This is a genomic window from Phaeobacter gallaeciensis DSM 26640, assembly GCF_000511385.1.
GTDB classification, from domain to species: domain Bacteria; phylum Pseudomonadota; class Alphaproteobacteria; order Rhodobacterales; family Rhodobacteraceae; genus Phaeobacter; species Phaeobacter gallaeciensis.
The window spans coordinates 1237825-1263720 of sequence record NC_023137.1; the positions used below are offsets into that span (position 1 = coordinate 1237825).

Here is a 25896-nt window from a genome sequence, read left to right on the forward strand (position 1 = left end):
CTTGCCGTAACAGTTTACCCGGCCAGAGGCCGCATCGCAGAGACCAAGGAGACGTTGGAAAGATGACCGCCCCGAATATCCTTATCGTGATGGTTGACCAGTTGAACGGCACGCTGTTCCCCGATGGTCCCGCCGATTTCCTGCATGCGCCCAACCTCAAGAAACTGGCCGCCCGCTCCACCCGGTTCAAAAACGCCTATACTGCCTCGCCCCTCTGCGCGCCGGGACGGGCGTCCTTCATGTCCGGTCAGTTGCCGTCGCGCACTGGCGTCTACGACAACGCGGCTGAGTTCCGCAGTGACATCCCGACCTATGCCCATCACCTACGCCGCGCGGGCTATTACACCTGCCTGTCGGGCAAGATGCACTTCGTCGGCCCCGACCAGATGCACGGGTTTGAGGACCGCCTGACCACCGATATCTACCCAGCTGACTTCGGCTGGACGCCGGATTATCGCAAACCGGGTGAGCGGATCGACTGGTGGTATCACAACATGGGATCCGTCACCGGGGCAGGAGTGGCAGAGATTTCCAACCAGATGGAATATGACGATGAGGTCGCCTATCACGCCAAGGCCAAGCTGTATGATCTGGCGCGCGGCAAGGATGATCGCCCCTGGGGGCTGACCGTCAGCTTTACCCACCCGCACGACCCCTATGTGGCGCGTAAGAAATACTGGGATCTCTACGAGGATTGCGAACATCTGCTGCCAGAGGTCCCGGCAATGGACTATGCCGATCACGACAATCACTCCAAACGGATCTTTGATGCCAACGACTGGCGCAGCTTTGATATCTCGCAAGAGGATATCAAACGCTCTCGTCGCGCCTATTTCGCCAATATCTCCTACCTCGACGACAAGATCGGTGAGATCCTTGAGGTGCTGGAAACCACGAGGCAGGAGGCGATCATCCTCTTTGTGTCTGACCACGGCGATATGCTGGGCGAGCGTGGTCTTTGGTTCAAGATGAGCTTCTTTGAAGGCTCTTCCCGGGTGCCACTGATGATCTCGGCACCAAATCTGCCTGCCGGGCTGATCGAGACGCCGGTGTCCACGCTGGATGTGACCCCAACGCTGGGCGCGCTGGCCGGTGTGGATATGGCGGAAATCGAACCCTGGACCGATGGGCAGAACCTGCTGCCGCTGGCGATGGGCACGGAGCGCAGCGAACCGGTCGCCATCGAATATGCAGCTGAGGCCTCTTATGCGCCGCTGGTGTCGTTGCGCTATGGCAAATGGAAATACAACCGCTGCGCGCTGGACCCCGACCAGCTGTTCGATCTGGAGGCGGATCCACAGGAACTCAACAACCTTGCAGATGACCCGACCCACGCAGGCACGCTGCAAACCTTACGCGCCAAATCAGAGGCGCGCTGGGATCTGAAGCGCTTTGACGCCGAGGTGCGCGCCAGCCAGGCCCGCCGCTGGGTCGTCTACGAAGCCCTGCGCCAGGGTGGCTACTACCCTTGGGATTACCAGCCGCTGCAAAAAGCATCCGAGCGCTACATGCGCAATCATATGGATCTGAACGACGTCGAAGAAGGCAACCGCTTTCCGCGCGGCGAATAGATCACTCACTCACACACACTCCTACGCCAGATCTTCTGGCCCTAAATATCCCCGCCGGAGGCAGAATATTATGACACACCCCGCACAACCCAAAGCCAGCCACTTTATCAACGGCGAATACGTTGAGGACACCGCCGGTACCCCGATCCCGGTGATCTACGCCGCCACAGGTGAGCAGATCGCCACCGTCTACGCGGCCACGCCCACAATCGTCGAACAGGCGCTTTCCACCGCCAAAGCAGCCCAGAAAGAATGGGCAAAGATGACCGGCACCGAGCGGGGCCGCATCCTGCGCCGCGCCGCCGACATCATGCGCGAACGTAACCATGAACTCTCGGTTCTGGAAACCTATGATACCGGCAAGCCGCTACAGGAAACCCTCGTGGCTGATGCCACCTCCGGCGCTGACGCGCTGGAGTACTTCGGCGGCCTGGCAGCCTCCCTGACCGGTGAGCATATCCCGCTGGGCGAGGATTGGGTCTATACCAAACGCGAGGCGCTGGGCCTGTGCGTGGGCATCGGGGCTTGGAACTACCCGACGCAGATTGCTTGCTGGAAAGGCGCGCCTGCCTTGGCCTGTGGTAACTCCATGGTATTCAAACCCTCCGAGACCACGCCGCTCTGCGCGCTGAAAGTGGCGGAAATCCTGATCGAAGCGGGCGCGCCCGCTGGCATCTATAACGTCGTTCAGGGCATGGGCGAGGTTGGCGCTTCGCTGGTTACAGACCCGCGCGTTGACAAGGTCTCGCTGACCGGCTCCGTACCCACCGGCAAGAAGGTCTATGCCGCTGCTGCCGAGGGGATGAAGCACGTCACCATGGAACTGGGCGGCAAGTCGCCGCTGATCATTTTTGACGACGCCGACATCGACAACGCCGTCGGCGGCGCCATCAACGGCAACTTTTACTCCTCCGGTCAGGTGTGTTCGAACGGCACCCGCGTGTTTGTGCAGAAAGGCATCAAGGAAAAATTCCTCGCCCGTCTGGCCGAGCGCACCGGCAATGCCATCTTGGGCGACCCGATGGATGAGGCGACCAGCTTTGGCCCGATGGTCACAGAAAACCAGATGAATATCGTGCTGGGCTACATCGAGAAGGGCAAAGCCGAAGGCGCCCGCCTGATCTGCGGCGGCAACCGCGCCGACAAAGACGGCTTCTTCATCGAACCCACAGTGTTCGCAGACGTGACCGACGAGATGACCATTGCACGCGAAGAAATCTTTGGCCCGGTCATGTCCGTCCTCGATTTTGAGACTGAGGAAGAGGTTGTGGCCCGCGCCAACGACACCGAGTTCGGCCTCTCCGCCGGTGTGTTCACCAAGGATTTCACCCGCGCCCACCGGGTGATCGGCAACCTTGAGGCCGGTAGCTGCTTCATCAACTCCTACAATGACGCGCCGGTGGAGGCGCCGTTTGGCGGGGTGAAGGCATCCGGTGTCGGGCGCGAGAACTCGAAAGAGGCGATCAAGCACTTCAGCCAGGTGAAATCCGTCTACGTCCGCATGGGCGACGTCGAAGCGGCGTTCTGAATGCCCTTTTGGGCAACGCCCACCCACCCGCCCCGTTGCCCAAAAGGGCAAAAGGGAAGGGGTTGCTGAGCGGTCTGCTGAGGGCGCTTTGCGTCCTCAGCAGACCAGAACAATGATGAGGCAGATTCGGGATGCCTCAAGGACAAGCCGCGCCAGGGCGCGGTGCCACAGGCATCCTTGACCCACCCCGAATCCGCAATGGAGAGACGCAATGAATACGGATTATGTGATTGTTGGTGCCGGATCAGCCGGCTGTGCCATGGCGTATCGGCTCAGTGGGGCAGGCAAAAAGGTTCTGGTGATCGAACACGGCGGTACGGACGCTGGACCGTTCATCCAGATGCCGGGCGCGCTGAGCTATCCGATGAATATGTCGATGTATGACTGGGGGTATAAATCCCAGCCGGAGCCGCATCTGGGAGGCCGTGAGCTGGTCTGCCCACGTGGTAAGGTGATTGGCGGGTCGTCCTCGATCAACGGCATGGTCTATGTGCGCGGCCACGCGGGCGACTATAATCACTGGGCCGACTCCGGCGCTGCGGGCTGGTCCTATGCCGACGTGCTGCCCTATTTCAAACGTATGGAAACCTGGGATGATCGCGGCCATGGCGGCGATCCCGACTGGCGCGGCACCGACGGCCCGCTGCATGTGACCCGCGGCCCCCGCGACAACCCGCTGCACGCAGCCTTCGTCAAGGCGGGAGAGCAGGCCGGCTATCCGGTGACCAAGGATTACAACGGCGAGCAGCAAGAGGGCTTTGGCCCGATGGAAATGACGGTCCACAAGGGCCAGCGCTGGTCCGCCGCCAACGCCTATCTGAAACCCGCCCTGAAGCGTGACAACTGCGAGATGATCCGCGCTCTGGCGCGCAAGGTGGTCATTGAGGACGGGCGCGCTGTTGGGGTCGAGGTTGAGCGTGGGGGCAAGATCGAGGTGATCCGGGCAAACGCCGAGGTCATTCTTGCGGCATCTTCGCTGAACTCGCCCAAACTGCTGATGCTATCGGGCATTGGTCCGGCAAAACATCTGGCGGAACATGGCATTGAGGTGGTCGCAGACCGCCCCGGCGTGGGCCAGAACCTTCAGGACCATCTGGAATTCTATTTCCAGTTTGCCTCCAAACAGCCCATTACGCTGTTCAAATACTGGAACCTCTTCGGCAAAGCGTTGGTCGGCGCGCAGTGGCTCTTCACCAAAACCGGTCTTGGGGCGTCGAACCAGTTCGAAAGCGCGGCCTTCATCCGCTCTGACAAAGGCGTGGACTACCCGGATATCCAATACCACTTCCTGCCGATTGCCGTGCGCTACGACGGGCAGGCCGCAGCTGAGGGCCACGGGTTCCAGGCCCATGTCGGCCCGATGCGGTCGGATTCGCGCGGGGAGGTCACGCTGGCATCCAGCGACCCCAAGGACGCGCCGAAGATCCTGTTCAACTACATGTCGAAGGAGAAGGACTGGGAGGACTTCCGCAAGTGCATTCGCCTGACCCGCGAAGTCTTTGCGCAGGATGCGATGAAACCCTTCGTCAAACATGAGATCCAGCCCGGCAACGCGCTGCAATCGGATGAAGAGCTGAACGGCTTCATCAGAGAGCACGTTGAGAGCGCGTATCACCCCTGTGGCACCTGCAAGATGGGCGCGGTGGAAGATCCGATGGCGGTGGTTGATCCGGAATGCCGTGTCATCGGCGTTGAGGGGCTGCGCGTTGCGGACAGCTCGATCTTCCCGCGGATCACCAATGGCAACCTCAATGGCCCCTCGATCATGACCGGCGAGAAGGCCTCTGATCATATTCTGGGGCGTCGCCTGCCGTCGTCCAATGCGGAACCGTGGTTCAACCCGAATTGGGAAGGCTCACAGCGCTGACCCCTATGTCGCGATCCCGGTATTGCGATCGCCGTTACTCACGATCCCTGAAACGCCCGCTGCACAATGTTGCGCGGGCGTCTTTTTTATGCGCTGTCGCCGCGGGTTTGATCCGCGTCAAGGTGGCTGGCAGGCCGTCGCCTTAAGCTCTGGCTGACGCTGAGAAAAAGGAGCGAACAGATGTCCAATACCCCGCATGAGCTGGCCGAAGAATTTCCCGATAAAACCGCGCAGATCAGCCAGCTGAAACAATCTGACGCGCATTTTGCCAAACTTTCGGACGAGTATCACGCGGTGAACCGCGCGGTACATCGTGCGGAAACCAATGTGGAACCGGTCAGTGCCGAGGCCGAAACCAGCCTGCGCAAACAACGCGCCGCACTGAAGGATGAAATTTGGGGCATTCTGTCCAAGGCTTGACCCCTGCCAAAAGTACAGCATGGAAGGGCGCCTCGGGCGCCCTTTTGTCTTGGAGGCCGCAATTCCGACGGTTTAACAAAGGGCCTTATTGGTGATGAAACCTGCAGGAAACCGACCCAGCACGCCACGGCGGTACGGGTTGTAGAAACAATACGATAAGTGGTGGGGATTGTTTCCGCTTCACCGCGAAGATTAACCAAATTTCATCAAATTTGAGGCAAAATAGGGCAATCTCCCATGCTTTCGTATAGTTTGGATGCAGCAAACGAATGGGCTTCGGCGCGGATCATTGCCGAAGCGGTCAGAGTTGAGGAGACGCCAGATGGAACAGAGCTGCCAGACTGCTTTCGCTGAGGAAATGGGTGGAGCCGCCGGGGCTGACAGTGATGCCGAAATTCTGGCGGCTGTGCGCCGGGTCCTGACCGCCGAGGATATCAGCCATCCGGATGTTGTTGAGCCTCCCCGGAAAACTTCCTTCGTGTCCTCACTTTTGACTCGGTTGCGCGGCTGATCTTCCGCTTGGGGCGCAGAGAGCTGCGCCACTCAGGGACTAAGGATTTTGTGAGATCCTTAGCAATTTCCTTGCCAAGAAAATTGCGTAATACGCAATGGGTCAGCTCACTTCATAGGGCAGCACGCCGCGCTGATGGGTGTCGATGCTCAGCCGCCGTTCCAGCGGTGGCACTGAACGTTGATGACAGTCGCGCCGCTCGCAAATGCGACAGGAAATGCCAATCGGCTCATAGGCGCTGTCCTGACTCACATCCAGCGTATCCGCATAGACCAGCGCATCGGCATGGCGCACCTCACATCCCAGCGCGATGGCATAGCGGCGCACCGGTGAGCCAAAGGAACCGCCGGGTTTTGAGACATCCCGCGCCAGCGAGATATAGCGCACCCCGTCTGGTGTCTCCGCCAGCTGCCGCAGGAACCGCCCCGGCGTTTCAAACGCGCGGTGCACATTCCACAAGGGGCAGGCGCCGCCGAAACGGGCGAACTGCAATCTGGTGGCCGAGTGGCGCTTGGTGATCGTGCCCGCCTGATCCACCCGCACAAAGAAAAACGGCACCCCCTTGGCACCGGGTCGCTGTAATGTCGACAGTCGATGGGCTACCTGCTCGATTGAGGCGCCAAAGCGTGTGGAGAGCAGTTCCAGATCGTGGCGGCATTCGATCGCGGCGTTCAAAAACTGCCGATAGGGCATCATCGCCGCCCCGGCAAAGTAGTTGGCCAGCCCTATCTTGGCGATCGACCGTGCCGCGTCGCTGTGAAATTTTGCAAAATCCAGTGTCGCCTCCAAGAGGTCATTCTGATGCAGCAGGGCCACCTGCAACAGCAGCTGAAACAGCTGGGTCTGCGGCGAGGCCCGGTTGGACAGTCGCAGCACCTTTCCCGCCGGGTCAAATTTGCGCAGCCCGTCGATATCGCCGAACACCACGCTGATCCCGGCCTGATCCAGCGCCGCAATTGCCGCGCTGCGCGCATCCAGCCGCCCGCAGAAATTCTCTGCTGCGCGGTCCACCGCATCAATATAGTTGTCACAATAATGGAAAAAGTCGCGCACCTCTTCCCAGGGTGAGGCCTGAATGCGCGCATCCTCCCGCCCCAGGGCCTCATCCAGCGATGCCAGCCGCTCATGGGTCTGTCGATAGGCGCGGTGCAGGGTTAGCAGCGCGCGCGCCAAAGCAGGTGCGTTGGAAGCCGTCAGCCGAAGATCCGCCATTGGGGGCGTATCATCGGCAAAGACAGGGTCTGCCATCACTTCGCGCATATCACTGACCAGGCGTTCACTGTCGCCCGCAGACAGCTCTGTCACGTCCAGACCGAACTCCTGCGCCAGCGCCAGCACCACAGTTGTCGACACCGGCCGGTTGTTGTTTTCCATCTGGTTGAGATAGGGCAGGGATACGCCCAGTTTGGCGGCGAACTCTTTTTGGGTCAGCGACAGGCGCAGCCGCATTTCCCGCAGCTTGGCCCCTGCATAGAGTTTCTGTTGCGCCATGAGAGCTACCTTTGCAAACTTAGGGTGTCGCAATTGTAGAATTGCAAATCAATTGGCGCAATAGGGGCTGGTGGTGGGGAATTGCGCACACCGGGTGCGGCCTCGCTCCCTTCAGATACCCAGTGATTTCTCACGTCGAATGACCACACGGATGGAGACGAGCCCCAGAACTGCAGTGGCCAGCATGATCGACAACAGTGGCACCGGTGTTGATCCCGGCACCAGCAGATAACCGGCATAGGCGCTGAGTCCTGCACCCACGCCGATCATGATCGCCCCGGCCAGCCCTGAAGCTGTGCCTGCCAAATGCGGTCGAACGGAGATCGCCCCGGCGGTTGCATTAGGGATGGCCATACCATTGCCAAGTCCAACAAAAGTCATGAAACCGAAAAAGGAATAGACGGTACCCGCGCCCATGAGCGCCAGTATCATCGACAGGGCCACACCTACCCCGTTGATCAGGCAGCCCCAGAGCACCATCCGGTTCAGCCCGATGCGTGTTGAATACCGGCCGGACAGGAAGTTACCGATAAAATAGCCAACTGCGGGAGAGGCGAAATAGACCCCAAGCTGCGCTGCTGACAGGCCGTAGACTTGGGTCCCCACAAAAGGTGCGCCGCCGAGATAGGCGAAAAACGCTCCCGACGATAGTCCAGAGGCCAGCGAATACCCCCAGAAGCGCGGGGACCGCAACAGCTCAGGGTATTCGCGAAACTGGGCCATCAGTGTCTTGCCGCTCTTGCGGGCGGTCTCGCCCAAGTCGAAATACGTCATGGCAAATGTGCCTGCGCCCAGCACCATGAGCAGCCAGAAATTGGCCTTCCAGCCCAGTGTTTCCTCCAGTGCGCCACCAATCACCGGTCCAATCATAGGCACCACGGCCATGCCCATGGTGACATAGCCGATCATGCTGGCGGCCTGATCATTGTCATAGATATCGCGCACGGCGGCGCGGCTCAGCACCATGGCCGAGGCAACGACGGCCTGGCACATCCGAAACAAGAGGAAAACCTCGGCGGAGGGCGCGTAAAGACAGCCCAGCGTCGCCAGAAGAAACAGCGCCACCCCCCAGAGGATCACCGGGCGCCGTCCCAGTTTGTCGGAGATCGGTCCGACAAAGATCTGCACCACCGCGCTCACCGCAAGGTAAAGCGCGACCGACAACTGCATAAGGCTGTAGTCGGCATTGAAATACCGCGCCATCCCGGGAAGGGAGGGCAGAAAGATATTCATCGCCAGCGCCGACAGTCCTGATAAAAGGATCAGCGTGCCGATATTCGGGTTGGACCGGCGGTCCAGAAATCGCCGCGGAATGGTTCGCATGTGAACGAATTAGGTCACACCGCGGCGATTGTCCATGTTTGGCGACCTCAGACCAGCAGATCGTCGCTGATTTGTTCCAACGTCATATTGCGCAGGGTGATGCTGTGATTGCCCTCCAGATCGAAGTAGAGATCGTCACCCACCTCGCTGGCGCGGGCCAGCACATCCGCTTTGCTGCCGTGGCCAACGATGCGCAGCGTGTCGATGTCATCCTGAAAATCGCGAATGGTGTCATTGCCCCCTTTGCGGGCAAAGATGAACAGATCAGCACCGCTGTTGCCCACCAAACGGTCATTACCGCCAGCGCCGTTCAGCCTGTCATTGCCGCCGCCGCCGACCAGCAGATCCACACCGCTGTTGCCGTTCAGCGCATCATTGCCGCCATCACCGCGCAAGGTGTCGCGCCCGCCGCCGCCCACCAGCCGGTTATTTGCATCATTGCCGGTGATGCGATCACGCCCACGCCCGCCGGTTGCGTTTTCAATGGTGACGCCATGGGCAATGGTCACATCGCTTTCGGCATCGAAACTGGAGAAATGCATCTCGCGCAGATCCAGCGCGACCGCATTGGTCCGGTCGCTTGCATTGAATGTATCCCGGCCACCGGTGTCCCAAACCACATCTACCGTATCCGTACGCGACCCGCGATACGTGGTATTGCCAGTGTTGAAATCCGCAGCGCCCCAGATGTCCTGCAGCGCCAGCACGTCAAACAGCATCATTGCGTCGCTGTCCTCCCCGTTTACCGGGTTCTCCCGGTAGGACATCACAGAGTATAGGTTGCTGTCATACTGTTCAGGCAGGTTTGCGTCATGGGTGTGCTGCAGGCCAAGAGCATGTCCCAGCTCATGCAGGATCAAGCTTTCGCGATTGTCCTGTGACATATCCAGCGTATTGTCGAACACGGCAAAGCCATCCCAACTGGTGATATCATTGCCGCGGTAGCTCATGCTGTAGCCGCCGACGCCAACAGTGCTGCCCGGGATGGTTACGGAGCCAAGGTTCATATCCGGGTCACTGGAGCCTTGGACCTCGACAAAATCGACGTTGAGAAAGGTCTCGATATGGGCGAACGCATCGGCAAAGGCGGCTTTTTCGGCGGCGCTGAAGCTTTGCCAGCCGGAGTAACTCGAGCCAGTGGGCAGGTCGCCCGGCGCGGAGTTGCCCGCGAACTGATAGGTGATGGTGAGGCGTGGGGCGTCATCGCCGTTCATCGGGTTGCGGGTGTAGAACCCGTCGAACTGCATGGCCTGGATGATCTGGGAAGGTTGTAACATGGGGGGTGTTCCGTTTCCGTTAGTCGACCCCGGTGATACGAGCACACCCGTCAGCACATCAAGAATACCGGCCGCTTCGACGGTTTCTGCGCGGTTCTGCGCTGATTTGCAAATTAGCGTATCGGTTACGCAAATGCTTTGCAAATTTGCCATTATTGACTTTGGCTTGGCGTGTTCAGCGTCTATGGTCGCCTGAAATTCAACAGGGGGCATGGCCATGAAAGATATCCTTTCCGAGCTGGAAGACCGTCGCAACGCAGCGCGACTGGGGGGCGGACAAAAGCGGATCGACGCCCAGCACGGGCGCGGTAAATTGACCGCGCGCGAGCGGATCGAACTGCTGCTGGACGAGGGTAGTTTCGAAGAATTCGATATGTTCGTGGCGCACCGCTGCACCGATTTCGGTATGGAAAAACAGCGTCCGGCTGGCGATGGCGTGGTCACTGGCTGGGGCACCATCAATGGCCGGATGGTCTATGTCTTCAGCCAGGATTTCACCGTGTTCGGCGGCTCCCTGTCGGAGACCCACGCGCAAAAGATCTGCAAGATCATGGATATGGCGGTGCAGAACGGCGCGCCCGTCATCGGCATCAACGATTCCGGTGGCGCGCGGATTCAGGAGGGCGTCGCCTCGCTCGCCGGATATGCCGAAGTGTTCCAGCGCAACATCATGGCCTCCGGCGTGGTGCCACAGATTTCCGTCATCATGGGCCCCTGTGCCGGCGGCGCGGTCTACTCCCCTGCGATGACCGATTTCATCTTTATGGTGAAAGACACATCCTACATGTTCGTGACCGGCCCCGACGTGGTGAAGACCGTCACCAATGAGGTGGTGACGGCTGAAGAACTGGGCGGGGCCTCGACCCACACGAAGAAGTCCTCGGTGGCTGATGGGGCGTTCGAAAACGATGTAGAAGCCTTGGCAGAGGTCCGCCGACTGGTCGACTTCCTGCCGCTGAACAATCGCGAAAAACCGCCGGTGCGCCCCTTCTTTGATGAGCCGGGCCGCGTTGAGACCTCGCTCGACACTCTGATTCCAGAGAATCCCAACACGCCCTACGACATGAAGGAGTTGATCCACAAAGTCGCGGATGAGGGGGATTTCTACGAAATTCAGGAAGATTTCGCCAAGAACATCATCACCGGTTTCATCCGCCTTGAGGGGCAGACCGTGGGTGTTGTCGCCAACCAGCCGATGGTTCTGGCGGGCTGCCTCGACATCGATTCCAGCCGCAAGGCAGCGCGGTTTGTCCGCTTTTGTGATTGTTTCGAGATCCCGATCCTGACGCTGGTGGATGTTCCGGGCTTCCTGCCGGGGACCAGTCAAGAATATGGCGGCGTGATCAAACACGGCGCGAAGCTGCTGTTTGCCTATGGCGAGGCGACGGTACCCAAAGTGACCGTCATTACCCGCAAGGCCTATGGTGGCGCCTATGACGTGATGGCGTCCAAACATCTGCGCGGTGATTTCAACTATGCGTGGCCGACGGCTGAAATTGCGGTGATGGGCGCCAAAGGGGCGACCGAGATCATTCACCGCGCCGATCTGGCGGATGCTGACAAGATTGCCGAGCATACCAAGGACTACGAGGAGCGCTTTGCCAATCCGTTTGTGGCGGCAGAGCGCGGCTTCATCGATGAGGTGATCATGCCGCAATCCACCCGCAAACGCGTTAGCCGTGCCTTCGCGTCGTTGCGGGGCAAACAGCTGAAAAACCCGTGGAAGAAACACGACAATATCCCTCTTTGAGATCCGGACCATTCCGGAATTCCTGAACCCAGACCCTTGCGGCCAAAGGTAAATATCGCCTTGGTTGCGAGGGGAGATGAGGATGCAACCCTGATGTTAGCGCTGCGATATGCCGGGATATGCTGCCGCAATGGTGGGGAAAGCTTGTGGGAAATCAGGGATCTGGAACCAATCGCCCGTGATCGGGGTGGATTGTTCGCAAAATGCGATCAATTTGAGCGACCACATGCTTTAGCGCCCACATTTGCGTCTTTGTTTGACACCGGAACCGAATCTGCCCCATGATCCGCGCCAGCTCATATCGGACAGCGCGCACCGCGTGTGCAGCGCCTGCAGCCCCGACAGGAGGAGCCCATCTTTTTTGGGGTCGGGGCTGCGGTATTGGGCCTGTCATCAGATTTGTTTCCGGCGTCTCTTTGATCGTGTTTGCCCTGTGCCTTGGCATCGCGGAGCGGGCTGATGCTGTTCCCGTTGATGTGCCGTCAGGCCAAAGTGTTGATCTCCATGAAGTGCTGCTGGACGAGACCACCGGCGAACTCTGGGTGCGCTTTCGCTTTCTGGCGCCGCAGATTGCGCGTGATCTGGCGGGGGTCAGCTATGAGCAGGCGGCGCCGGATATGGATCACCTCTGTCAGACACTTGCCTTGGCCTATCTGCGGCAGCATCAGCTGGCGCCCGCCCGGGTGGTGATCTCGTTGTCGGATCGTGAGGTGCCGTTTGGCCAGCCGGATGCCGCCGCAACGCAGTTCTTCGAAAGCTATCGCCCTGAAGGTGACAGCTGCATCTGGGAGGCGTTCTGATGATTTCCTGTATGCACCGGGATGATGTCAGGGCACCGTCTCCGGTTCTGGTGGCGCCCGGCGTCACAAAAATGCCGATCAAGGCTGAAAACTGGCGCTTTTTTGCAGCTTTATCCCGCGAACTGCCATCGTGCTCTGCTTTGGGATGTGAAACCACGCGTATCTCGGTTATTCTCGCGCCAGATCACATACGTGTGATCTGTTATTTGAGAATGAGGCAGGCGCCGGCCGTGGCCCGCGCAGGTTTCAAAGACACAATTGGGAGACAGAAATGTCCAAGAGCATCAAACTCGTTGCCCTCGCGGGCCTGCTTGCAGCCGCTGCAGCCTGTGCACAGCAGGAAGAAGAATACGTCGTTGTCGAGCCCGAGCCGATTTCGGCTGAGCCTGTCTACACCGGCAAATACAAGTAATCACTACAGGGGTCCGGCCCTGCGGCCGGACTCCACCGTCCCGCGGGGTGCCGGATCGGAGGCACCATCATGCTAAAACACCGCGGCTTTCCCGGTCGTCTGCCGGGTACCGATTTTCAATTCATCATCCGCCGTCCTAACCCCAAGGGGGTCACGCCGATCACCCGGCGCGAGCGTTTTCGCGACCGTCGACCGGCGGACCGGCGCGCCGATGCCGGCTTCATGCAGGCGCTGTGGGATTGCTTTGGCGACCAGCCTTTTGAGCGGGGCAATCTGGATGCGGGGCGTCTCAGCTGGCTGTTTGGCCGCGAGGTAATCGCTGCAGAAGACCCGTTTGATCCCGAAAGCTACGAAGCACTGCTGGTCATCGACGTCGATGCCGCACAGCTGTCCTTTCCCGAAGTCTTCGACGGAAGCGCCCGCTAGGATGTTGACCGGGATTCTCCATAGCCCTCGTTGCTGTGACCGCCTTTGGGGGCGGTTGTGGCGCAGCGGTGGCAACAGGAACCCGGCGAATCTGTTGCTGGCGTCATCTATGGATCTGCCTGTTCTGCGGGCCGTAAAACAGCCTGCCAGACTGCGGGGCGGTGACACTAACCGGCGGTCAAATGGGCCTTTAGGGGCGGATTTCGGCGTAATTCTGCACGGGACTTCCCGGTTTGCGCGAGTTCTCGCCAAATCCGCGTGCTTTGCAACTCAGGGGATGTTTCTGCGCCGAGCTGGGGGCAATCTGACAGAGACAGGTCAGCCTGTCGTGCATCTGATCCAGCCCCTTCGCCTGGAAGGGCAGGTTTGCCCCCCCAATCGCGGCCTGCCCATTTTTTCCTTGGATGCAAAGGCGGAAGCTTGCCAATTGCCCCCCAGTGTTTGGCAGGCTTCTGCGCATCCCCCTGATGCAGACCAGATATCCTTGTCTCCTGTCCAGGAGGCTGCAAACAGTTGTGCAGAGCTTGGATCACACAACGAAGGATCACTCCCATGCAGGCAAAACTCATTCTCGCGGCCTTTGGCCTCTGCACCACACTTGCCGCCTGTGGCGACACCACGGGCGAACAGGTCGTCTATGGCGCCGGGGCCGGGGCGGTTGGCTCGGCACTTCTCAACGGCAACCTCGTCGCAGGTGCTGCCGTCGGGGCCGCCGCCAATGTCATCTATTGCAAGGAAAATCCGCACAAGTGCTAAGGCGGTTTGCCCGCAGACAGGTCTGACGTCTGATCGCATGCCCCGTGCGGGCACGCGCCAGAACCGCCTATCCATCACCGCACAAAGGCTGCGCCCGGAGCTCTCTCCGGCGTGGCCTTTTTTGTGCTCCGACGAAGCCAAGACCGTGGCGGGGCACGTCCTCGCACCACACGGAAGACACCGAAGACAAGGGACAGCCAATGTTTGAGAAGATCCTGATCGCCAACCGGGGCGAAATCGCCTGCCGCGTCATCAAGACCGCCCGCAAGATGGGTATCAAGACCGTTTCCATATATTCGGACGCCGACAAGCAGTCCCTGCATGTGAAAATGGCCGATGAAGCCGTCCATATAGGCCCGCCGCCCGCAAACCAGTCCTATATCGTCATCGACAAGGTGATGGAGGCGATCCGCGCAACTGGCGCGCAGGCGGTGCATCCGGGCTATGGGTTCCTGTCCGAAAACGCTAACTTTGCCGAGGCGCTGGCCGCTGAGAAGATCGCCTTTGTCGGTCCGCCGGTTGGCGCGATTGAGAGCATGGGCGACAAGATCACCTCCAAGAAAATCGCGCAGGAGGCAGGTGTTAGCACCGTGCCCGGCTACATGGGGCTGATTGAGGACGCTGAAGAGGCGGTGAAAATCTCCAATGAGATCGGCTATCCGGTGATGATCAAGGCCTCCGCCGGCGGTGGTGGCAAGGGGATGCGGATCGCCTGGAGTGACGCCGAGGCCCGCGAAGGTTTTCAGTCCTCCAAGAACGAGGCGGCGAACTCCTTTGGTGATGACCGGATCTTCATTGAGAAATTTGTGACGCAACCGCGCCACATCGAAATTCAGGTGCTCTGCGATGCCCATGGAAATGGCATCTATCTGGGGGAGCGGGAATGTTCGATCCAGCGCCGCAACCAGAAAGTGGTGGAAGAGGCGCCGTCGCCCTTCCTCGATGAAGACACCCGCCGCGCCATGGGGGAGCAGGCCGTAGCGCTGGCGAAGGCTGTCGGATATGCCTCGGCGGGGACGGTGGAATTCATCGTTGATGGCGAGAAGAATTTCTACTTTCTGGAAATGAACACCCGTCTGCAGGTCGAACATCCGGTGACCGAGTTGATCACCGGTGTCGATCTGGTCGAACAGATGATCCGCATCGCCGGGGGGGAGCCGCTGTCGATCACCCAGAACGACGTCAAGCTGAACGGCTGGGCCATTGAAAACCGCCTCTATGCCGAAGATCCCTATCGAGGTTTTCTACCATCCATTGGGCGTCTGACCCGCTATCGTCCGCCCGCAGAGGTTGCTGCAGGCCCGCTGCATGACAGCGGCAAATGGCAGGGGGATGCCCCGGCCGGTGAGCTTGCTGTGCGCAATGATACTGGCGTTTTTGAGGGCGGCGAAATCTCGATGTACTACGACCCGATGATCGCCAAGCTTTGCACCTGGGGCCCCACCCGAGAGGCGGCGATTGCGGCAATGCGCGATGCCCTCGATGGGTTTGAGGTTGAGGGCATTGGCCACAACCTGCCGTTTCTCAGCGCGGTGATGGATCACCCGATCTTTATTGCGGGCACCATGACCACTGCCTTCATCGAGGAGCAATATCCCGAAGGCTTCAACGGGGTCGAACTGCCGGAGCAGGATCTGCGCAAGATTGCAGCCGCCTCTGCGGCCATGCACCGGGTTGCCGAAATCCGCCGCACCCGCGTGTCGGGCCGGATGGACAATCACGAACGCAAGGTCGGTAGCGACTGGGTCGTGACCCTTCAGGATGTGTATTTCAACGTGACTGTTGACGCCGATCGTGACGGCTCCACCGTGCGCTTTGACGATGGCAGCGCGCTGCGCGTCGCCTCCGACTGGACGCCCGGCGACCAGTTGGCGCGGCTCACCGTGGGCGATGACAGTTTGGTGGTCAAAGTTGGCAAAATCTCTGGCGGCTTCCGCATCCGCTCGCGGGGGGCCGATCTGAAGGTCCATGTCCGCACCCCGCGTCAGGCCGAACTGGCCAAGCTGATGCCGGAGAAAATCGCCCCCGACACCTCCAAGCTGCTGCTCTGCCCGATGCCGGGTCTGGTGGTGAAACTGGAGGTCGAAGTCGGCGATGAGGTGCAGGAAGGTCAGGCGCTTTGCACGATTGAGGCAATGAAGATGGAGAATATCCTGCGCGCCGAGAAGAAAGGCGTGGTCAGCGCGATCAACGCTGCCGCTGGTGACAGCCTCGCCGTTGACGAAGTGATCATGGAATTCGAATAACACGGCATGATGTCGGTGCAGTCATATCACAAATTGGCGCGTGTCGCCTGTGTGGCGCTGGCCCTTTCGGGGCTGGCGGGCTGCGCCTTGCAAGATGAGGCGGCGGCCCGTGCCGCCGTCGGCGACTGGGTGCAGCTGGGGGAGACGCAGTATTACTTCTCCCGCCGCAACTGCGCTGCAGGCGTGTTTGAAGTGAAGGCCACCCGCATTTCATCGCTACTGACCAAGGCGCGCTCAATCCGGGCGGGGCTGCGTCACCTCGATAACAACAAACCCGTCGCCTTTGAGGTTGAGGGCCTGTCGCCCAATATGGTCTCGGTTCAGGTGATGACGATGGATCAGGGCCGTGGCAATGGTATCTTCGCTGCCGGTATCGTCGGCAAGGACTGCATGCTGGAGGAGGTCAGCCGCGCTTATCTCATCGCTCTGCTCGATCCCACGTCGGTGCTGATTTATGAACCCCGCGCCCGCTTCATGGCGGTGGTCGACCGCACCAACCGCCGCCTGTTCTACGCGCAGGGCGGGGGATCGTGATGCGCTGTCGCTCTCTCCTTGGCGCTCAGCATAGAGGTTGCAGCGACACAAGCCTGCATCAGTCCGTGTCCGCTCAGCTGCCGCGCCGCTCCTCGACCTCGCGCAGACGGGAGGGGAATTTGTCAATCGTCCGGCTCAGCTCGCGCACTGTCCAGGGTTGCGGTTTGCGCAGTTTGACACCGCCATCCTTGCCGATCAGCACCAGCATGAACCCCCGTGGCCGCAACTTCTTGCGCAGCGCAGATTTCACGCTGGGGTCGGTATCGATCAGTACGACGACATCGCGCTCCAGCAAGGCCTCGGCTCCGTCCGTCAGCCGCTCCATCTGTTCATGGAAGCGTGGATCAGCGGGGCTATCGGCGAAGACCACGATGGGCCGGTGCAGCCACATCAGATCGTCCAGCTCAACACTGGCACCGGGGCGCACGAGTTGCACCAGAGGGTCGGCAGGCGGATCCGCAACCTCCACCAGGGCCTCGGCGTCGGTTGCTTCCGGCGATGTGGTTTCCTCCGTCATGACCCCGGTATCTTCAGCAGCAGCAGCAGCGGCCTGTTGTGCAACGCCCGCAGATGGCAGCCCCATGGCAAGCAGAACCATCAGCCCCAGTATCCCAGCCGATCCAATTCGCGGTTCTGCCAGCCCAAAACGGGTTTTTCCAAAGACAAACAAGTGTTTCATCAGCTCTCCTGTTGCGATGAATATATGCCCCATCCCGGCAATTGCGATGGGCAATCCCGCGCTTGGGGCAAAAAAAACGCACCTCTGCAACAGCCCCGCACGGTGCATTAACCGCATCGTCAGCCTCCCTGTGGCACGCTCTTGGCCTCTGCAAACCCGGCTGTCTGCCTTGCGCGACGCCGCTATCGGGACAGGACTGGCCATGGATATCATGCTGCATATCGGCGCGCATCGCTGCGCGACGGGGTATTTTCAGGGCTTCCTCGCCCATCACGCGGCGCAGCTGCGGCAGGATGGGCTTGCGGTCTGGGGGCCGGAGCAGACCCGCAACGGGCTGTTCCACGGCATCCAACCCGGCCCGGCTCCGGTCACGGGACGCGATTTGGTAACCCGCGCGCGCGGCCGTCTTCGCCTGCGTATCGCAACAGAGGCCGCCTCTGGCGCCCAACGCCTGCTGATCAGTGACACGGATCTTATGGGCACGCCCGGCGACCTGCTGCGACAGCGCCAACTCTACGCCGGGATTGGGGTGCGTTTTGCCCGTTTTGATGCGGCCTTTGACGGGCAGGTGCGCGATGTGATGCTGAACCTGCGCAGTCCGGATCGCTTCTGGACCTCGTTGTTGACCCAGATGGTGGCCAATGGGCACCCGCTGCCCTCAGCCGCGGTGCTGGGACAGATCGCCGCCCATCCGCGCAGCTGGCGCGATGTCATCACGGATATCGCCTGCGCCATGCCCAATGCCCGCATCAGGGTGATGCCCTATGAAACCTACGGCGACCGCCCCGAGGTGCAGCTGGCCCTGCTTGCCGGTCCACGTCTGGCGCGGGTCTCGCTCTCGGACCGGCTCAACCGTTCCGACGGCCTGCCGACCCTACGCCATCGCCTGGCCGCCAATGTGGCCCGCGATCTGCCGCGCGGGGAGGGCCGTTGGAACCCGTTCTCCGACATTCAATCCGCAGCGCTGCGCGAGCGCTACGCTGACGATCTGATGTGGCTGCAAGGCGGTGCCGATGGCCTGGCGGAGCTGATGCGCGACCCTGACAAACACGCGGTGGGCTCGAACCCGCCCCCCTACGACCTGACAAGAGGAACTTCCGATGACGACCCGAACCGACGATTGGCGGACACTGGCTGAAAAGGAACTGCGCGGCCGCCCGCTGGACGCGCTGACCTGGAACACGCTGGAAGGTATTGATGTCAAACCGCTCTATACCGAAGCGGATACCAAAGACCTGCCCCATATGGGCACCTTGCCCGGCTTTGGTCCGTTTACCCGCGGGGTGAAGGCGACGATGTATGCGGGCCGTCCTTGGACCATCCGCCAATACGCGGGCTTCTCCACCGCAGAGGAATCCAACGCCTTTTATCGCCGCAACCTCGCCGCCGGCCAGCAGGGCGTCTCAGTCGCGTTCGATCTTGCCACCCACCGCGGCTATGACAGTGACCACCCTCGCGTTATGGGGGATGTCGGCAAGGCGGGTGTGGCCATCGACAGTGTCGAGGACATGAAAGTCCTGTTTGACGGTATCCCGCTGGATCAGGTCTCGGTCTCCATGACAATGAATGGTGCGGTGATCCCGATCCTGGCCAACTTCATCGTCGCAGGCGAGGAGCAGGGCCATGACAAATCGCTGCTGGCGGGCACCATTCAGAACGACATTCTGAAGGAGTTCATGGTCCGCAACACCTACATCTATCCGCCCGAACCCTCGATGCGGATCATCTCGGACATCATCGAATATACCTCGAACGAGATGCCGAAATTCAACTCCATCTCGATCTCCGGCTACCACATGCAGGAAGCGGGCGCGAACCTTGTGCAGGAGCTGGCCTATACCCTCGCTGATGGGCGTGAATATGTGCGTGCCGCAATGGAGGCGGGCATGGATGTGGATAAATTCGCAGGCCGTCTGTCGTTCTTCTTCGCCATTGGTATGAATTTCTTCATGGAAATCGCCAAATTGCGCGCCGCCCGCACGCTTTGGCACCGGGTGATGACCGACTTTGGCGCGCAGAATGACCGCTCCAAGATGCTGCGCACCCACTGCCAGACCTCCGGTGTGTCCTTGCAGGAGCAGGATCCCTATAACAACGTGATCCGCACCGCCTATGAGGCGATGTCGGCGGTTCTTGGTGGTACGCAATCCCTGCACACCAACGCGCTGGACGAAGCCATCGCGCTGCCCACCGATTTCTCCGCTCGCATCGCCCGCAATACCCAGCTGGTGCTGCAAGAGGAAACCGGCGTCACCAATGTGGTCGATCCGCTGGCCGGCTCCTACTATGTCGAAAGCCTCACCAGTGAGCTGGTGGAAAAGGCCTGGGCGCTGATGGAAGAGGTCGAGGAGATGGGCGGCATGACCAAGGCCGTCGCCTCCGGGATGCCGAAACTCAGGATCGAGGAAAGTGCGGCCCGTCGTCAGGCAATGATCGACCGGGGTGAAGAGGTGATTGTTGGCGTCAACAAATACCGCAAGGAGAAGGAAGACCCGATCGACATTCTGGATGTCGACAATGTGGCGGTCCGTGACAGCCAGATCGCCCGTCTTGACACCCTGCGTGCAGACCGTGACAGCGCCGCCTGCGAGGCCGCGTTGGACAACCTGACCCGCGTCGCAAAGGAAGGTGGCAACCTTCTGGCTGCCGCAGTCGAAGCCGCGCGCGCGCGCGCCTCAGTCGGAGAAATCAGCATGGCAATGGAAAAGGAATTCGGCCGCCACAGCGCCGAGGTCAAAACCTTGGCCGGTGTCTATGGTGCCGCCTACGAGGGCGACGAAGGCTTTGCCGCCATTCAGAAATCCATCGAGGACTTTGCCGAGGCAGAGGGCCGTCGCCCGCGTCTTCTGGTGGTCAAGATGGGCCAGGACGGCCACGACCGCGGCGCCAAGGTGATTGCAACTGCCTTTGCCGATATCGGTTTTGACGTCGACGTCGGCCCGCTGTTCCAGACCCCGGAAGAGGCCGCGCAGGATGCCATCGACAATGACGTGCATGTGGTCGGGATCTCCAGCCAGGCGGCGGGTCACAAGACGCTGGCCCCGCAGCTGGTCAAGGCGCTGAAAGAGCAAGGCGCAGAGGACATCATCGTGATCTGCGGCGGGGTCATTCCGCAGCAGGATTACCAGTTCCTCTATGACAATGGCGTCAAGGCGATCTTCGGTCCCGGCACCAACATCCCAGAGGCTGCACAGGATATCCTGAAGCTGATCCGCCAGAGCTGATCTGCCTACCGTTTGGGCAATGACACACCCGTTCCGGACTGCCGGGGCGGGTGTTTTGTTTCCCGCTTGCGCCTGTGCCCCTGAAGTCTAGTCTCCCCGCAGCATGATCCGCAGGAACAAGGGGGAGACGTCATGGAGTTCGATCATCTGGCCGTGGCCGCAGATACGTTGGACGCGGCGGTTGCCCATGTGGAGGACAGCCTCGGTGTGCCGATGCAACCCGGTGGCAGTCATGCGGTCTTTGGCACCCACAATCAGCTGCTGGGGCTGGCAGATGGGCTCTATCTTGAAGCCATTGCCATTGACCCCGCCGCGACACCGCGGCACAGCCCGCGTTGGTTCGATCTGGATCGCCGTACGGGACCTGCGCGGATCACCAACTGGATCTGCCGCTGCGATGATTTGGCGGCGGCGCTGGACAGCGCCCCGCAGGGGGCAGGCGAGATCGTTGATCTGCAACGTGGCAATCTCAGCTGGCAGATGGCGGTGCCTGCGGATGGCGTTCTCCCCTTCGACAATATGTTCCCGGCGCTGATGCAGTGGCGTAGCCCCCATCCTGCCGCCGCGCTTATCCAGCAGGGCTGTCGGCTGCGCCGTCTGCATCTGTCGCATCCTGAGGCCGCTGCTCTGCGCGCGACGCTCCCCCTGTCTGATACGCGGATTGAAGTGGTCACCGGCCTCGCCGGGTTCGAGGCCGAATTCGACACCCCCCATGGGGTCCGTGTGCTGCGATGATCATTCGCCCGGCCAAAGAAACAGACGTGCCGGCCATCGCGGAGATCACCAACCAGATCATCCGCGACACGCTGATCACCTTCACCACGGATGAAAAGACACCGGCAGAGGTCGCGGCCGATATCGCCTCAAAAGGGCCGCGTCTGCAGGTGGCTGAGGAGGCGGGAGAGATCCTGGGCTACATCAGCCTCGGCGCCTTTCGCACGGGTCCGGGCTATGCCCGCACCTGTGAACACGCGATCTATCTTGCCGAAACGGCCCGTGGTCGCGGAGCAGGGCGGGCGCTGATGGCCGCCATTGAGGAGGTCGCGCGTGCCGACGGCATCCACGTGCTGGTCGCAGGCATCAGCGCAGCCAATCCCGGAGGGCTGGCCTTTCACGCCGCCATGGGCTTTGTCGAGGTGGGGCGGATGCCTCAGGTAGGCTACAAATGGGGCCAGTGGCTCGATCTGGTCCTGATGCAGAAAATTCTCTCGCCCAAAGGGGTTGGCGCCGCTGACAGCCCAGCCAAAGCAGGGTAGTCTTCCCTTATGTCACTCTGGACCCGCATCACCGAAGCGCTCTCTGCGCTGGCCTCCGGTCAGAGCCTCTCCGAGGTGTTCGACAGTCTGCGCGCACCGCCCGAACGCAGCGTGGCCTTTGCCATCGCGGTGATCGCGCTTGGCGCCAAAATGGCCAAGGCAGACGGACAGGTCACCCGGGATGAGGTCACCGCCTTTCGCGAGGTGTTTCAGATCGCCGCCGAGGATGAGGCCGGTGCGGCGCGGGTCTTTGACCTCGCGCGGACTGATATCGCGGGCTATCAGGACTATGCCGCCCGTATTCAGAAGATGTTCGCCAATGACCCGCAGACGCTGTGCGATCTGATGGAGGGGCTGTTTCACATCGCCATGGCGGATGGGTTTTATCATCCCGGCGAAAACGAATTCCTCATCGAGGTTAGCCGTATTTTCGGCCAGAGCGAACAGCAGTTCATGGCGCTGCGGGCACGGTTTGTTGCTGATGCGCCGCGTGATCCCTTTACGGTGCTGGGCGTGTCACCGGATATGCCGCGCGATGAGATCCGCAAACACTGGCGCAAACTGGTGCGCGAAACCCATCCTGATTCCATGATGGCGCGTGGTGTGCCCGAGGAGGCGGTGCGCCTGGCCGAAAAGCGGATGATCGACATCAACCGTGCTTGGGACGAAATCAACGGATGCGGTGGCCATGCGGCTCGTTACCTATAACGTTGAGTGGTTCTCCTCGCTCTTCGGCGCGGATGATAGGTTGCTGATGGACGGTGGCACGTCAGGTCGCCACGGGGTTGATCGCGTGGGCCAGACCCGCGCGCTGGCGCAGGTATTTCAGCGGCTGGACGCCGATGGCATCATGGTGATCGAGGCCCCCGATACCAACGGTCGTCGCAAAACCCTGCGCGCACTGGAGCATTTCGCGCAGGAGGCTGGTCTGCGCAGCACCGAGGCGGTGATCGGCTTTGCCAATGACACCCAGCAGGAGATTGCCTTTCTCTATGATCCCGACGTGCTGACGGTGGCCCATACGCCGCGGGACAGCACAGAGGCGCCGCGGTTTGATGGCGTGTTTCACATCGATCTGGACGTCGATGCCCAGAAGGACGCGGTACGGTTTTCCAAACCGCCGCTGGAGTTGACCGTCACCACGCAGAGCGGCCGTGAGGTCTCGCTGATTGGCGCGCATCTGAAGTCAAAGGCCCCCCATGGCGCGCGCTCCGAGGATCACGCCGTCACTCTGTCGATTGCGAACCGGCGCAAGCAACTGGCGCAGGCGATCTGGCTGCGCCGCCGGGTTGAGCAGCTTTTGGCCGAGGGGCGGGACGTCGTGGTGATGGGCGATCTCAACGATGGTCCGGGGCTGGATCAATACGAGCAGCTGTTCAATCGCTCTTCGGTGGAGATCGTGATGGAGAGCGACCTTTACGACCCCAACGCCCAGAGCCTGCTGCAACCTCGCCTGCGGGTGATGCCCAGTTCCGCGCGCTTCTATGACAAGGCAAACAAACGTTATTTCAGTGCCTTACTCGATTATATCATGGTCTCATCCGGGCTGCGCCAACCGGCAGGCAACTGGCGGATCTGGCACCCGTTTGAGGATGCCACCTGTTATGAGGACGTGTCGCTGCGCGAGGCGCTGCTGGCGGCGTCGGACCATTTCCCGGTCAGCCTTGATTTGGAACTGGAGTGACTGTGGTCAGCTGTGCCGCAACACGTCGCGCATGCCGACCGGGCTGCGCCTATTCAATCCTGAGGTGTTTTACCTATATTGGCAGCAGATGATGCCTGTTCAGCGACAAGGGAGCAATCACATGAGATCTTGGGTCCGAATGACACCGCAGTTGCGCGGGGCTTTGGCGCTGACCGGGTTGTTGATGCTGCCGCTGGCGCCAGCCGCACAGGCGGAGACTGCGCCGACACAGAACGACGAAGGCAGCAGCCTGATGCAGCGCGGGGCGGAGCTGTTCTGGGAAGGGCTGCGTCAGGAAATGGCCCCGGCACTTGATGATTTACAGGCGCTGGCGGATGAATTCGGGCCAAGCCTGCAAGGGTTTCTGTCCGAGATGGGACCCGCGCTGGCGGAGATCGCGGGCAAGGTTGAAGATTGGAGCGTCTATGAACGCCCCGAAATCCTGTCCAATGGTGATATCATCATGCGCCGAAAGCCGGAAACCAGCCCGGATGAAGCACCGGATACCATACCCGAAGGGCAGCAGGATGAGGGTTTGCCCGAGGGCACAACCGACCTTTAGGGGGCCGGGGTGCCCTTGCGGATCTTCACCCGCACTTCCGCCTCCAGCGAGCGGGCAAGGGAGGTCAGTCGCGCCTCGGCCACCTCGCCATACAGCGGCTCTGCCTCGCGCGGCAGTTCCAGCAGCAGATGTTTCTTGCGCGGTTGCCAGACCAGCTTGCCGATATCGCCATCCTTGCTGACCATCAGCATGGCACCAAACCGCATCGCCTTGCCAAGGATCTCGGCCTCTTTCTTGCCGCGCTCATCCAACAGATCATAGAGGTATTCAAACGCGGTGCCTTGCCGTTTGTTGCGATAGCGGTGCAGCAGGGCAAGGCCGAGAAACACCCGTTCAGAGTGCTTCAGCCCGCCCAGATTGGCGCGGGTGGCATTGTCGAAACAGACCTCGGCTCGGTAGTCGGGGTGGGCGCGCCAGCTGACGTCATGCAGCAGGCAGGCGGCCTTCACCAGCCGGGTCTTGGCATGGTCGGAGGCTTTGAACAGGGGCGAGACAAATTCATAGAGTGTGCGACCAAAGCCTGGGATGCGGGCGTCCTTCTTCTCGGCAAAGCGGCTGGCCTCGATCAGCGGATCCCGGTTGCGCAATCGTTGCGGCATCTGCTCATACAGCAGCCCCTCGCGGATTCCATAGCTGGAGACCGCGATATCCTTGGGTTTGAAGGTTTTGACCAGCCGTGACAACACATCGGCGGCGTAGGGCACCAGCGACATCCGGGCGGTGGAGATACCACATTCGTTGCGCAGTTTTTCCAAGTCTTGAGTCTCGATATAGCGCAGGGTCTCGCGCACGGCCTGCGCGTTCATGCGGTACTCGTGCAGCACCCGCAGCGGGTAGCCCTGTCGCGCCATGTCAATCCGCGCGATCGCCCGCCAGCTGCCGCCGACCAGAAACAGCCGGTCGTTCTGCTGGCCCATCTCGGCCCGCAAGCCTTCCATCACCTCGGTGATATGGGCTTTGCGGCCCCGTCTGCCGCCGGGAATATCGCGCAGTTTTAGCGGGCCAAGCGAGGAGGTCACCCGTTTGCCGACCTCACCGTCATGGATCTCTGCCAGCTCCATGGAGGAGCCGCCGATATCGCAGACCAAACCATAAGATCCGGGCCAGCCGAGAAGGACCCCTTGCGCGGAGAGGCGCGCCTCTTCCTGACCGTCGATGACATGGATTTTCAACCCGGTGTCGCGCAGCACCTCATCGCAGAAGTCCTGCCCGTCGCTGGCATCGCGCACCGCAGCAGTGGCCACCACAGAGAGCGGCGGCATATCCATCCCTTCGGCCAGATGCTGAAACCGGCGCAGGGCTGAGAGCGCGCGGGCGCGGCCTTTGGGATTCAAACGGCCGGTCTCCGATAGGCCAGCCCCCAGCGCACACATGATTTTCTCATTGTAGAAATAGGCGGGGCTGCGGGCAGCACCGTCAAAAATCACCATCCGCACCGAGTTGGAGCCGACGTCGACCACCCCCACCCGCGACAGGGCGCGGGCGCCCGGATCGTCAAACAAGGGACGCTCAAATGGCCCCCAATCGGCGGTGGCAGGATCCGGTGTCACGTGCATGTTGGCTCCGTTACGTGTCGTCA

At 60.8% G+C, this 25896-nt stretch carries 24 protein-coding genes; 19 read left to right on the forward strand and 5 right to left on the reverse strand.

What is annotated here, in order from left to right:
* Positions 1 to 62 precede the first annotated feature (62 nt).
* The 5 genes from betC to GAL_RS06020 all read left to right on the forward strand — a co-directional run bounded on the left by betC (position 63) and on the right by GAL_RS06020 (position 5897).
* Positions 63 to 1571 carry a choline-sulfatase gene (gene betC / locus GAL_RS06000; RefSeq protein ID WP_024096694.1) on the forward strand — a complete coding sequence of 503 codons (1509 nt, stop codon included), beginning with the start codon at positions 63 to 65 and terminating at the stop codon, positions 1569 to 1571.
* 70 nt (positions 1572 to 1641) lie between these two features.
* On the forward strand, positions 1642 to 3099 hold the full coding sequence (gene betB / locus GAL_RS06005; protein ID WP_024096695.1) for a betaine-aldehyde dehydrogenase: 1458 nt from the start codon (positions 1642 to 1644) through the stop codon (positions 3097 to 3099).
* A 211-nt stretch (positions 3100 to 3310) separates the two neighbouring features.
* Positions 3311 to 4966 carry a choline dehydrogenase gene (gene betA, locus GAL_RS06010; RefSeq protein ID WP_024096696.1) on the forward strand — a complete coding sequence of 552 codons (1656 nt, stop codon included), beginning with the start codon at positions 3311 to 3313 and terminating at the stop codon, positions 4964 to 4966.
* Positions 4967 to 5146: 180 nt separating this feature from the next.
* On the forward strand, positions 5147 to 5386 hold the full coding sequence (locus GAL_RS06015; protein ID WP_024096697.1) for a YdcH family protein: 240 nt from the start codon (positions 5147 to 5149) through the stop codon (positions 5384 to 5386).
* Positions 5387 to 5708: 322 nt separating this feature from the next.
* A complete protein-coding gene (locus GAL_RS06020) occupies positions 5709 to 5897 on the forward strand; it encodes a hypothetical protein (RefSeq protein WP_024096698.1) in 189 nt (62 codons plus the stop codon).
* Positions 5898 to 5999: 102 nt separating this feature from the next.
* Here the strand turns inward: GAL_RS06020 and GAL_RS06025 are convergent, their stop codons facing one another.
* From GAL_RS06025 to GAL_RS06035, 3 genes are all read right to left on the reverse strand, one after another.
* The gene (locus GAL_RS06025) at positions 6000 to 7388 is read right to left on the reverse strand and encodes a helix-turn-helix domain-containing protein (protein ID WP_024096699.1); all 1389 of its coding nucleotides are present in this window, start codon (positions 7386 to 7388) and stop codon (positions 6000 to 6002) included.
* Between the two features lie 111 nt (positions 7389 to 7499).
* Positions 7500 to 8711: a multidrug effflux MFS transporter gene (locus GAL_RS06030; protein ID WP_024096700.1), complete on the reverse strand. Its 1212-nt coding sequence runs from the start codon at positions 8709 to 8711 to the stop codon at positions 7500 to 7502.
* A gap of 47 nt (positions 8712 to 8758) precedes the next feature.
* Positions 8759 to 9988, reverse strand: a complete 1230-nt coding sequence (locus GAL_RS06035) for a M10 family metallopeptidase (RefSeq protein ID WP_244462734.1) — start codon at positions 9986 to 9988, stop codon at positions 8759 to 8761.
* A gap of 217 nt (positions 9989 to 10205) precedes the next feature.
* Between GAL_RS06035 and GAL_RS06040 the strand changes: the two genes are divergently transcribed.
* The 7 genes from GAL_RS06040 to GAL_RS06070 all read left to right on the forward strand — a co-directional run bounded on the left by GAL_RS06040 (position 10206) and on the right by GAL_RS06070 (position 16912).
* Positions 10206 to 11738 carry an acyl-CoA carboxylase subunit beta gene (locus GAL_RS06040; protein WP_024096702.1) on the forward strand — a complete coding sequence of 511 codons (1533 nt, stop codon included), beginning with the start codon at positions 10206 to 10208 and terminating at the stop codon, positions 11736 to 11738.
* Positions 11739 to 12160: 422 nt separating this feature from the next.
* Positions 12161 to 12538, forward strand: a complete 378-nt coding sequence (locus GAL_RS06045) for a DUF6497 family protein (RefSeq protein WP_244462737.1) — start codon at positions 12161 to 12163, stop codon at positions 12536 to 12538.
* Between the two features lie 271 nt (positions 12539 to 12809).
* Positions 12810 to 12950 (forward strand): hypothetical protein, encoded by a 141-nt coding sequence (locus GAL_RS22640; RefSeq protein WP_014880466.1) that lies wholly within the window; start codon positions 12810 to 12812, stop codon positions 12948 to 12950.
* A gap of 69 nt (positions 12951 to 13019) precedes the next feature.
* Complete coding sequence (locus GAL_RS06050; RefSeq protein ID WP_014875159.1) at positions 13020 to 13376, forward strand: SH3 domain-containing protein; 357 nt, start codon at positions 13020 to 13022, stop codon at positions 13374 to 13376.
* Between the two features lie 552 nt (positions 13377 to 13928).
* Positions 13929 to 14132: a hypothetical protein gene (locus tag GAL_RS06060; RefSeq protein ID WP_024096704.1), complete on the forward strand. Its 204-nt coding sequence runs from the start codon at positions 13929 to 13931 to the stop codon at positions 14130 to 14132.
* Positions 14133 to 14332: 200 nt separating this feature from the next.
* Positions 14333 to 16378: an acetyl-CoA carboxylase biotin carboxylase subunit gene (locus GAL_RS06065; RefSeq protein ID WP_024096705.1), complete on the forward strand. Its 2046-nt coding sequence runs from the start codon at positions 14333 to 14335 to the stop codon at positions 16376 to 16378.
* 9 nt (positions 16379 to 16387) lie between these two features.
* Positions 16388 to 16912, forward strand: coding sequence for a hypothetical protein (locus GAL_RS06070; RefSeq protein ID WP_244462738.1), 525 nt, complete (start codon positions 16388 to 16390; stop codon positions 16910 to 16912).
* A 73-nt stretch (positions 16913 to 16985) separates the two neighbouring features.
* Here GAL_RS06070 and GAL_RS06075 read toward each other — a convergent pair whose 3' ends face one another.
* Complete coding sequence (locus tag GAL_RS06075; protein ID WP_040103952.1) at positions 16986 to 17591, reverse strand: DUF4174 domain-containing protein; 606 nt, start codon at positions 17589 to 17591, stop codon at positions 16986 to 16988.
* Between the two features lie 202 nt (positions 17592 to 17793).
* Between GAL_RS06075 and GAL_RS06080 the strand changes: the two genes are divergently transcribed.
* The 7 genes from GAL_RS06080 to GAL_RS06110 all read left to right on the forward strand — a co-directional run bounded on the left by GAL_RS06080 (position 17794) and on the right by GAL_RS06110 (position 24317).
* The gene (locus tag GAL_RS06080) at positions 17794 to 18729 is read left to right on the forward strand and encodes a hypothetical protein (protein WP_024096708.1); all 936 of its coding nucleotides are present in this window, start codon (positions 17794 to 17796) and stop codon (positions 18727 to 18729) included.
* Entirely contained in the window at positions 18692 to 20815 is a 2124-nt protein-coding gene (scpA, locus tag GAL_RS06085; RefSeq protein WP_024096709.1) for a methylmalonyl-CoA mutase, read from the forward strand. Before GAL_RS06080 ends, scpA begins: the two co-directional genes overlap by 38 nt.
* Positions 20816 to 20947: 132 nt before the next feature.
* Positions 20948 to 21550 carry a VOC family protein gene (locus GAL_RS06090; protein WP_024096710.1) on the forward strand — a complete coding sequence of 201 codons (603 nt, stop codon included), beginning with the start codon at positions 20948 to 20950 and terminating at the stop codon, positions 21548 to 21550.
* The gene (locus GAL_RS06095; RefSeq protein WP_024096711.1) at positions 21547 to 22071 is read left to right on the forward strand and encodes a GNAT family N-acetyltransferase; all 525 of its coding nucleotides are present in this window, start codon (positions 21547 to 21549) and stop codon (positions 22069 to 22071) included. Before GAL_RS06090 ends, GAL_RS06095 begins: the two co-directional genes overlap by 4 nt.
* 9 nt (positions 22072 to 22080) lie before the next feature.
* Positions 22081 to 22779 (forward strand): molecular chaperone DjiA, encoded by a 699-nt coding sequence (locus tag GAL_RS06100; RefSeq protein WP_024096712.1) that lies wholly within the window; start codon positions 22081 to 22083, stop codon positions 22777 to 22779.
* Positions 22760 to 23755 carry an endonuclease/exonuclease/phosphatase family protein gene (locus tag GAL_RS06105; protein WP_024096713.1) on the forward strand — a complete coding sequence of 332 codons (996 nt, stop codon included), beginning with the start codon at positions 22760 to 22762 and terminating at the stop codon, positions 23753 to 23755. The genes GAL_RS06100 and GAL_RS06105 overlap by 20 nt, the downstream gene beginning before the upstream one ends.
* A gap of 121 nt (positions 23756 to 23876) precedes the next feature.
* Positions 23877 to 24317: a hypothetical protein gene (locus tag GAL_RS06110; protein WP_024096714.1), complete on the forward strand. Its 441-nt coding sequence runs from the start codon at positions 23877 to 23879 to the stop codon at positions 24315 to 24317.
* On the opposite strand, the gene GAL_RS06115 is transcribed toward GAL_RS06110, so the two are convergent.
* Complete coding sequence (locus GAL_RS06115) at positions 24314 to 25873, reverse strand: Ppx/GppA family phosphatase (protein ID WP_024096715.1); 1560 nt, start codon at positions 25871 to 25873, stop codon at positions 24314 to 24316. The genes GAL_RS06110 and GAL_RS06115 overlap by 4 nt on opposite strands.
* Between the last annotated feature and the right edge of the window lie 23 nt (positions 25874 to 25896).

What these genes read in the sequence shown, in the direction of transcription:
- betC (WP_024096694.1), top strand. Translation starts at nt 63, where the DNA reads ATGACCGCCCCGAATATCCTTATCGTGATGGTTGACCAGTTGAACGGC.
- betB (WP_024096695.1), top strand. Translation starts at nt 1,642, where the DNA reads ATGACACACCCCGCACAACCCAAAGCCAGCCACTTTATCAACGGCGAA.
- betA (WP_024096696.1), top strand. Translation starts at nt 3,311, where the DNA reads ATGAATACGGATTATGTGATTGTTGGTGCCGGATCAGCCGGCTGTGCC.
- GAL_RS06015 (WP_024096697.1), top strand. Translation starts at nt 5,147, where the DNA reads ATGTCCAATACCCCGCATGAGCTGGCCGAAGAATTTCCCGATAAAACC.
- GAL_RS06020 (WP_024096698.1), top strand. Translation starts at nt 5,709, where the DNA reads ATGGAACAGAGCTGCCAGACTGCTTTCGCTGAGGAAATGGGTGGAGCC.
- GAL_RS06025 (WP_024096699.1), bottom strand. Translation starts at nt 7,388, where the DNA reads ATGGCGCAACAGAAACTCTATGCAGGGGCCAAGCTGCGGGAAATGCGG.
- GAL_RS06030 (WP_024096700.1), bottom strand. Translation starts at nt 8,711, where the DNA reads ATGCGAACCATTCCGCGGCGATTTCTGGACCGCCGGTCCAACCCGAAT.
- GAL_RS06035 (WP_244462734.1), bottom strand. Translation starts at nt 9,988, where the DNA reads ATGTTACAACCTTCCCAGATCATCCAGGCCATGCAGTTCGACGGGTTC.
- GAL_RS06040 (WP_024096702.1), top strand. Translation starts at nt 10,206, where the DNA reads ATGAAAGATATCCTTTCCGAGCTGGAAGACCGTCGCAACGCAGCGCGA.
- GAL_RS22640 (WP_014880466.1), top strand. Translation starts at nt 12,810, where the DNA reads ATGTCCAAGAGCATCAAACTCGTTGCCCTCGCGGGCCTGCTTGCAGCC.
- GAL_RS06050 (WP_014875159.1), top strand. Translation starts at nt 13,020, where the DNA reads ATGCTAAAACACCGCGGCTTTCCCGGTCGTCTGCCGGGTACCGATTTT.
- GAL_RS06060 (WP_024096704.1), top strand. Translation starts at nt 13,929, where the DNA reads ATGCAGGCAAAACTCATTCTCGCGGCCTTTGGCCTCTGCACCACACTT.
- GAL_RS06065 (WP_024096705.1), top strand. Translation starts at nt 14,333, where the DNA reads ATGTTTGAGAAGATCCTGATCGCCAACCGGGGCGAAATCGCCTGCCGC.
- GAL_RS06070 (WP_244462738.1), top strand. Translation starts at nt 16,388, where the DNA reads ATGTCGGTGCAGTCATATCACAAATTGGCGCGTGTCGCCTGTGTGGCG.
- GAL_RS06075 (WP_040103952.1), bottom strand. Translation starts at nt 17,591, where the DNA reads ATGAAACACTTGTTTGTCTTTGGAAAAACCCGTTTTGGGCTGGCAGAA.
- GAL_RS06080 (WP_024096708.1), top strand. Translation starts at nt 17,794, where the DNA reads ATGGATATCATGCTGCATATCGGCGCGCATCGCTGCGCGACGGGGTAT.
- scpA (WP_024096709.1), top strand. Translation starts at nt 18,692, where the DNA reads ATGACGACCCGAACCGACGATTGGCGGACACTGGCTGAAAAGGAACTG.
- GAL_RS06090 (WP_024096710.1), top strand. Translation starts at nt 20,948, where the DNA reads ATGGAGTTCGATCATCTGGCCGTGGCCGCAGATACGTTGGACGCGGCG.
- GAL_RS06095 (WP_024096711.1), top strand. Translation starts at nt 21,547, where the DNA reads ATGATCATTCGCCCGGCCAAAGAAACAGACGTGCCGGCCATCGCGGAG.
- GAL_RS06100 (WP_024096712.1), top strand. Translation starts at nt 22,081, where the DNA reads ATGTCACTCTGGACCCGCATCACCGAAGCGCTCTCTGCGCTGGCCTCC.
- GAL_RS06105 (WP_024096713.1), top strand. Translation starts at nt 22,760, where the DNA reads ATGCGGCTCGTTACCTATAACGTTGAGTGGTTCTCCTCGCTCTTCGGC.
- GAL_RS06110 (WP_024096714.1), top strand. Translation starts at nt 23,877, where the DNA reads ATGAGATCTTGGGTCCGAATGACACCGCAGTTGCGCGGGGCTTTGGCG.
- GAL_RS06115 (WP_024096715.1), bottom strand. Translation starts at nt 25,873, where the DNA reads ATGCACGTGACACCGGATCCTGCCACCGCCGATTGGGGGCCATTTGAG.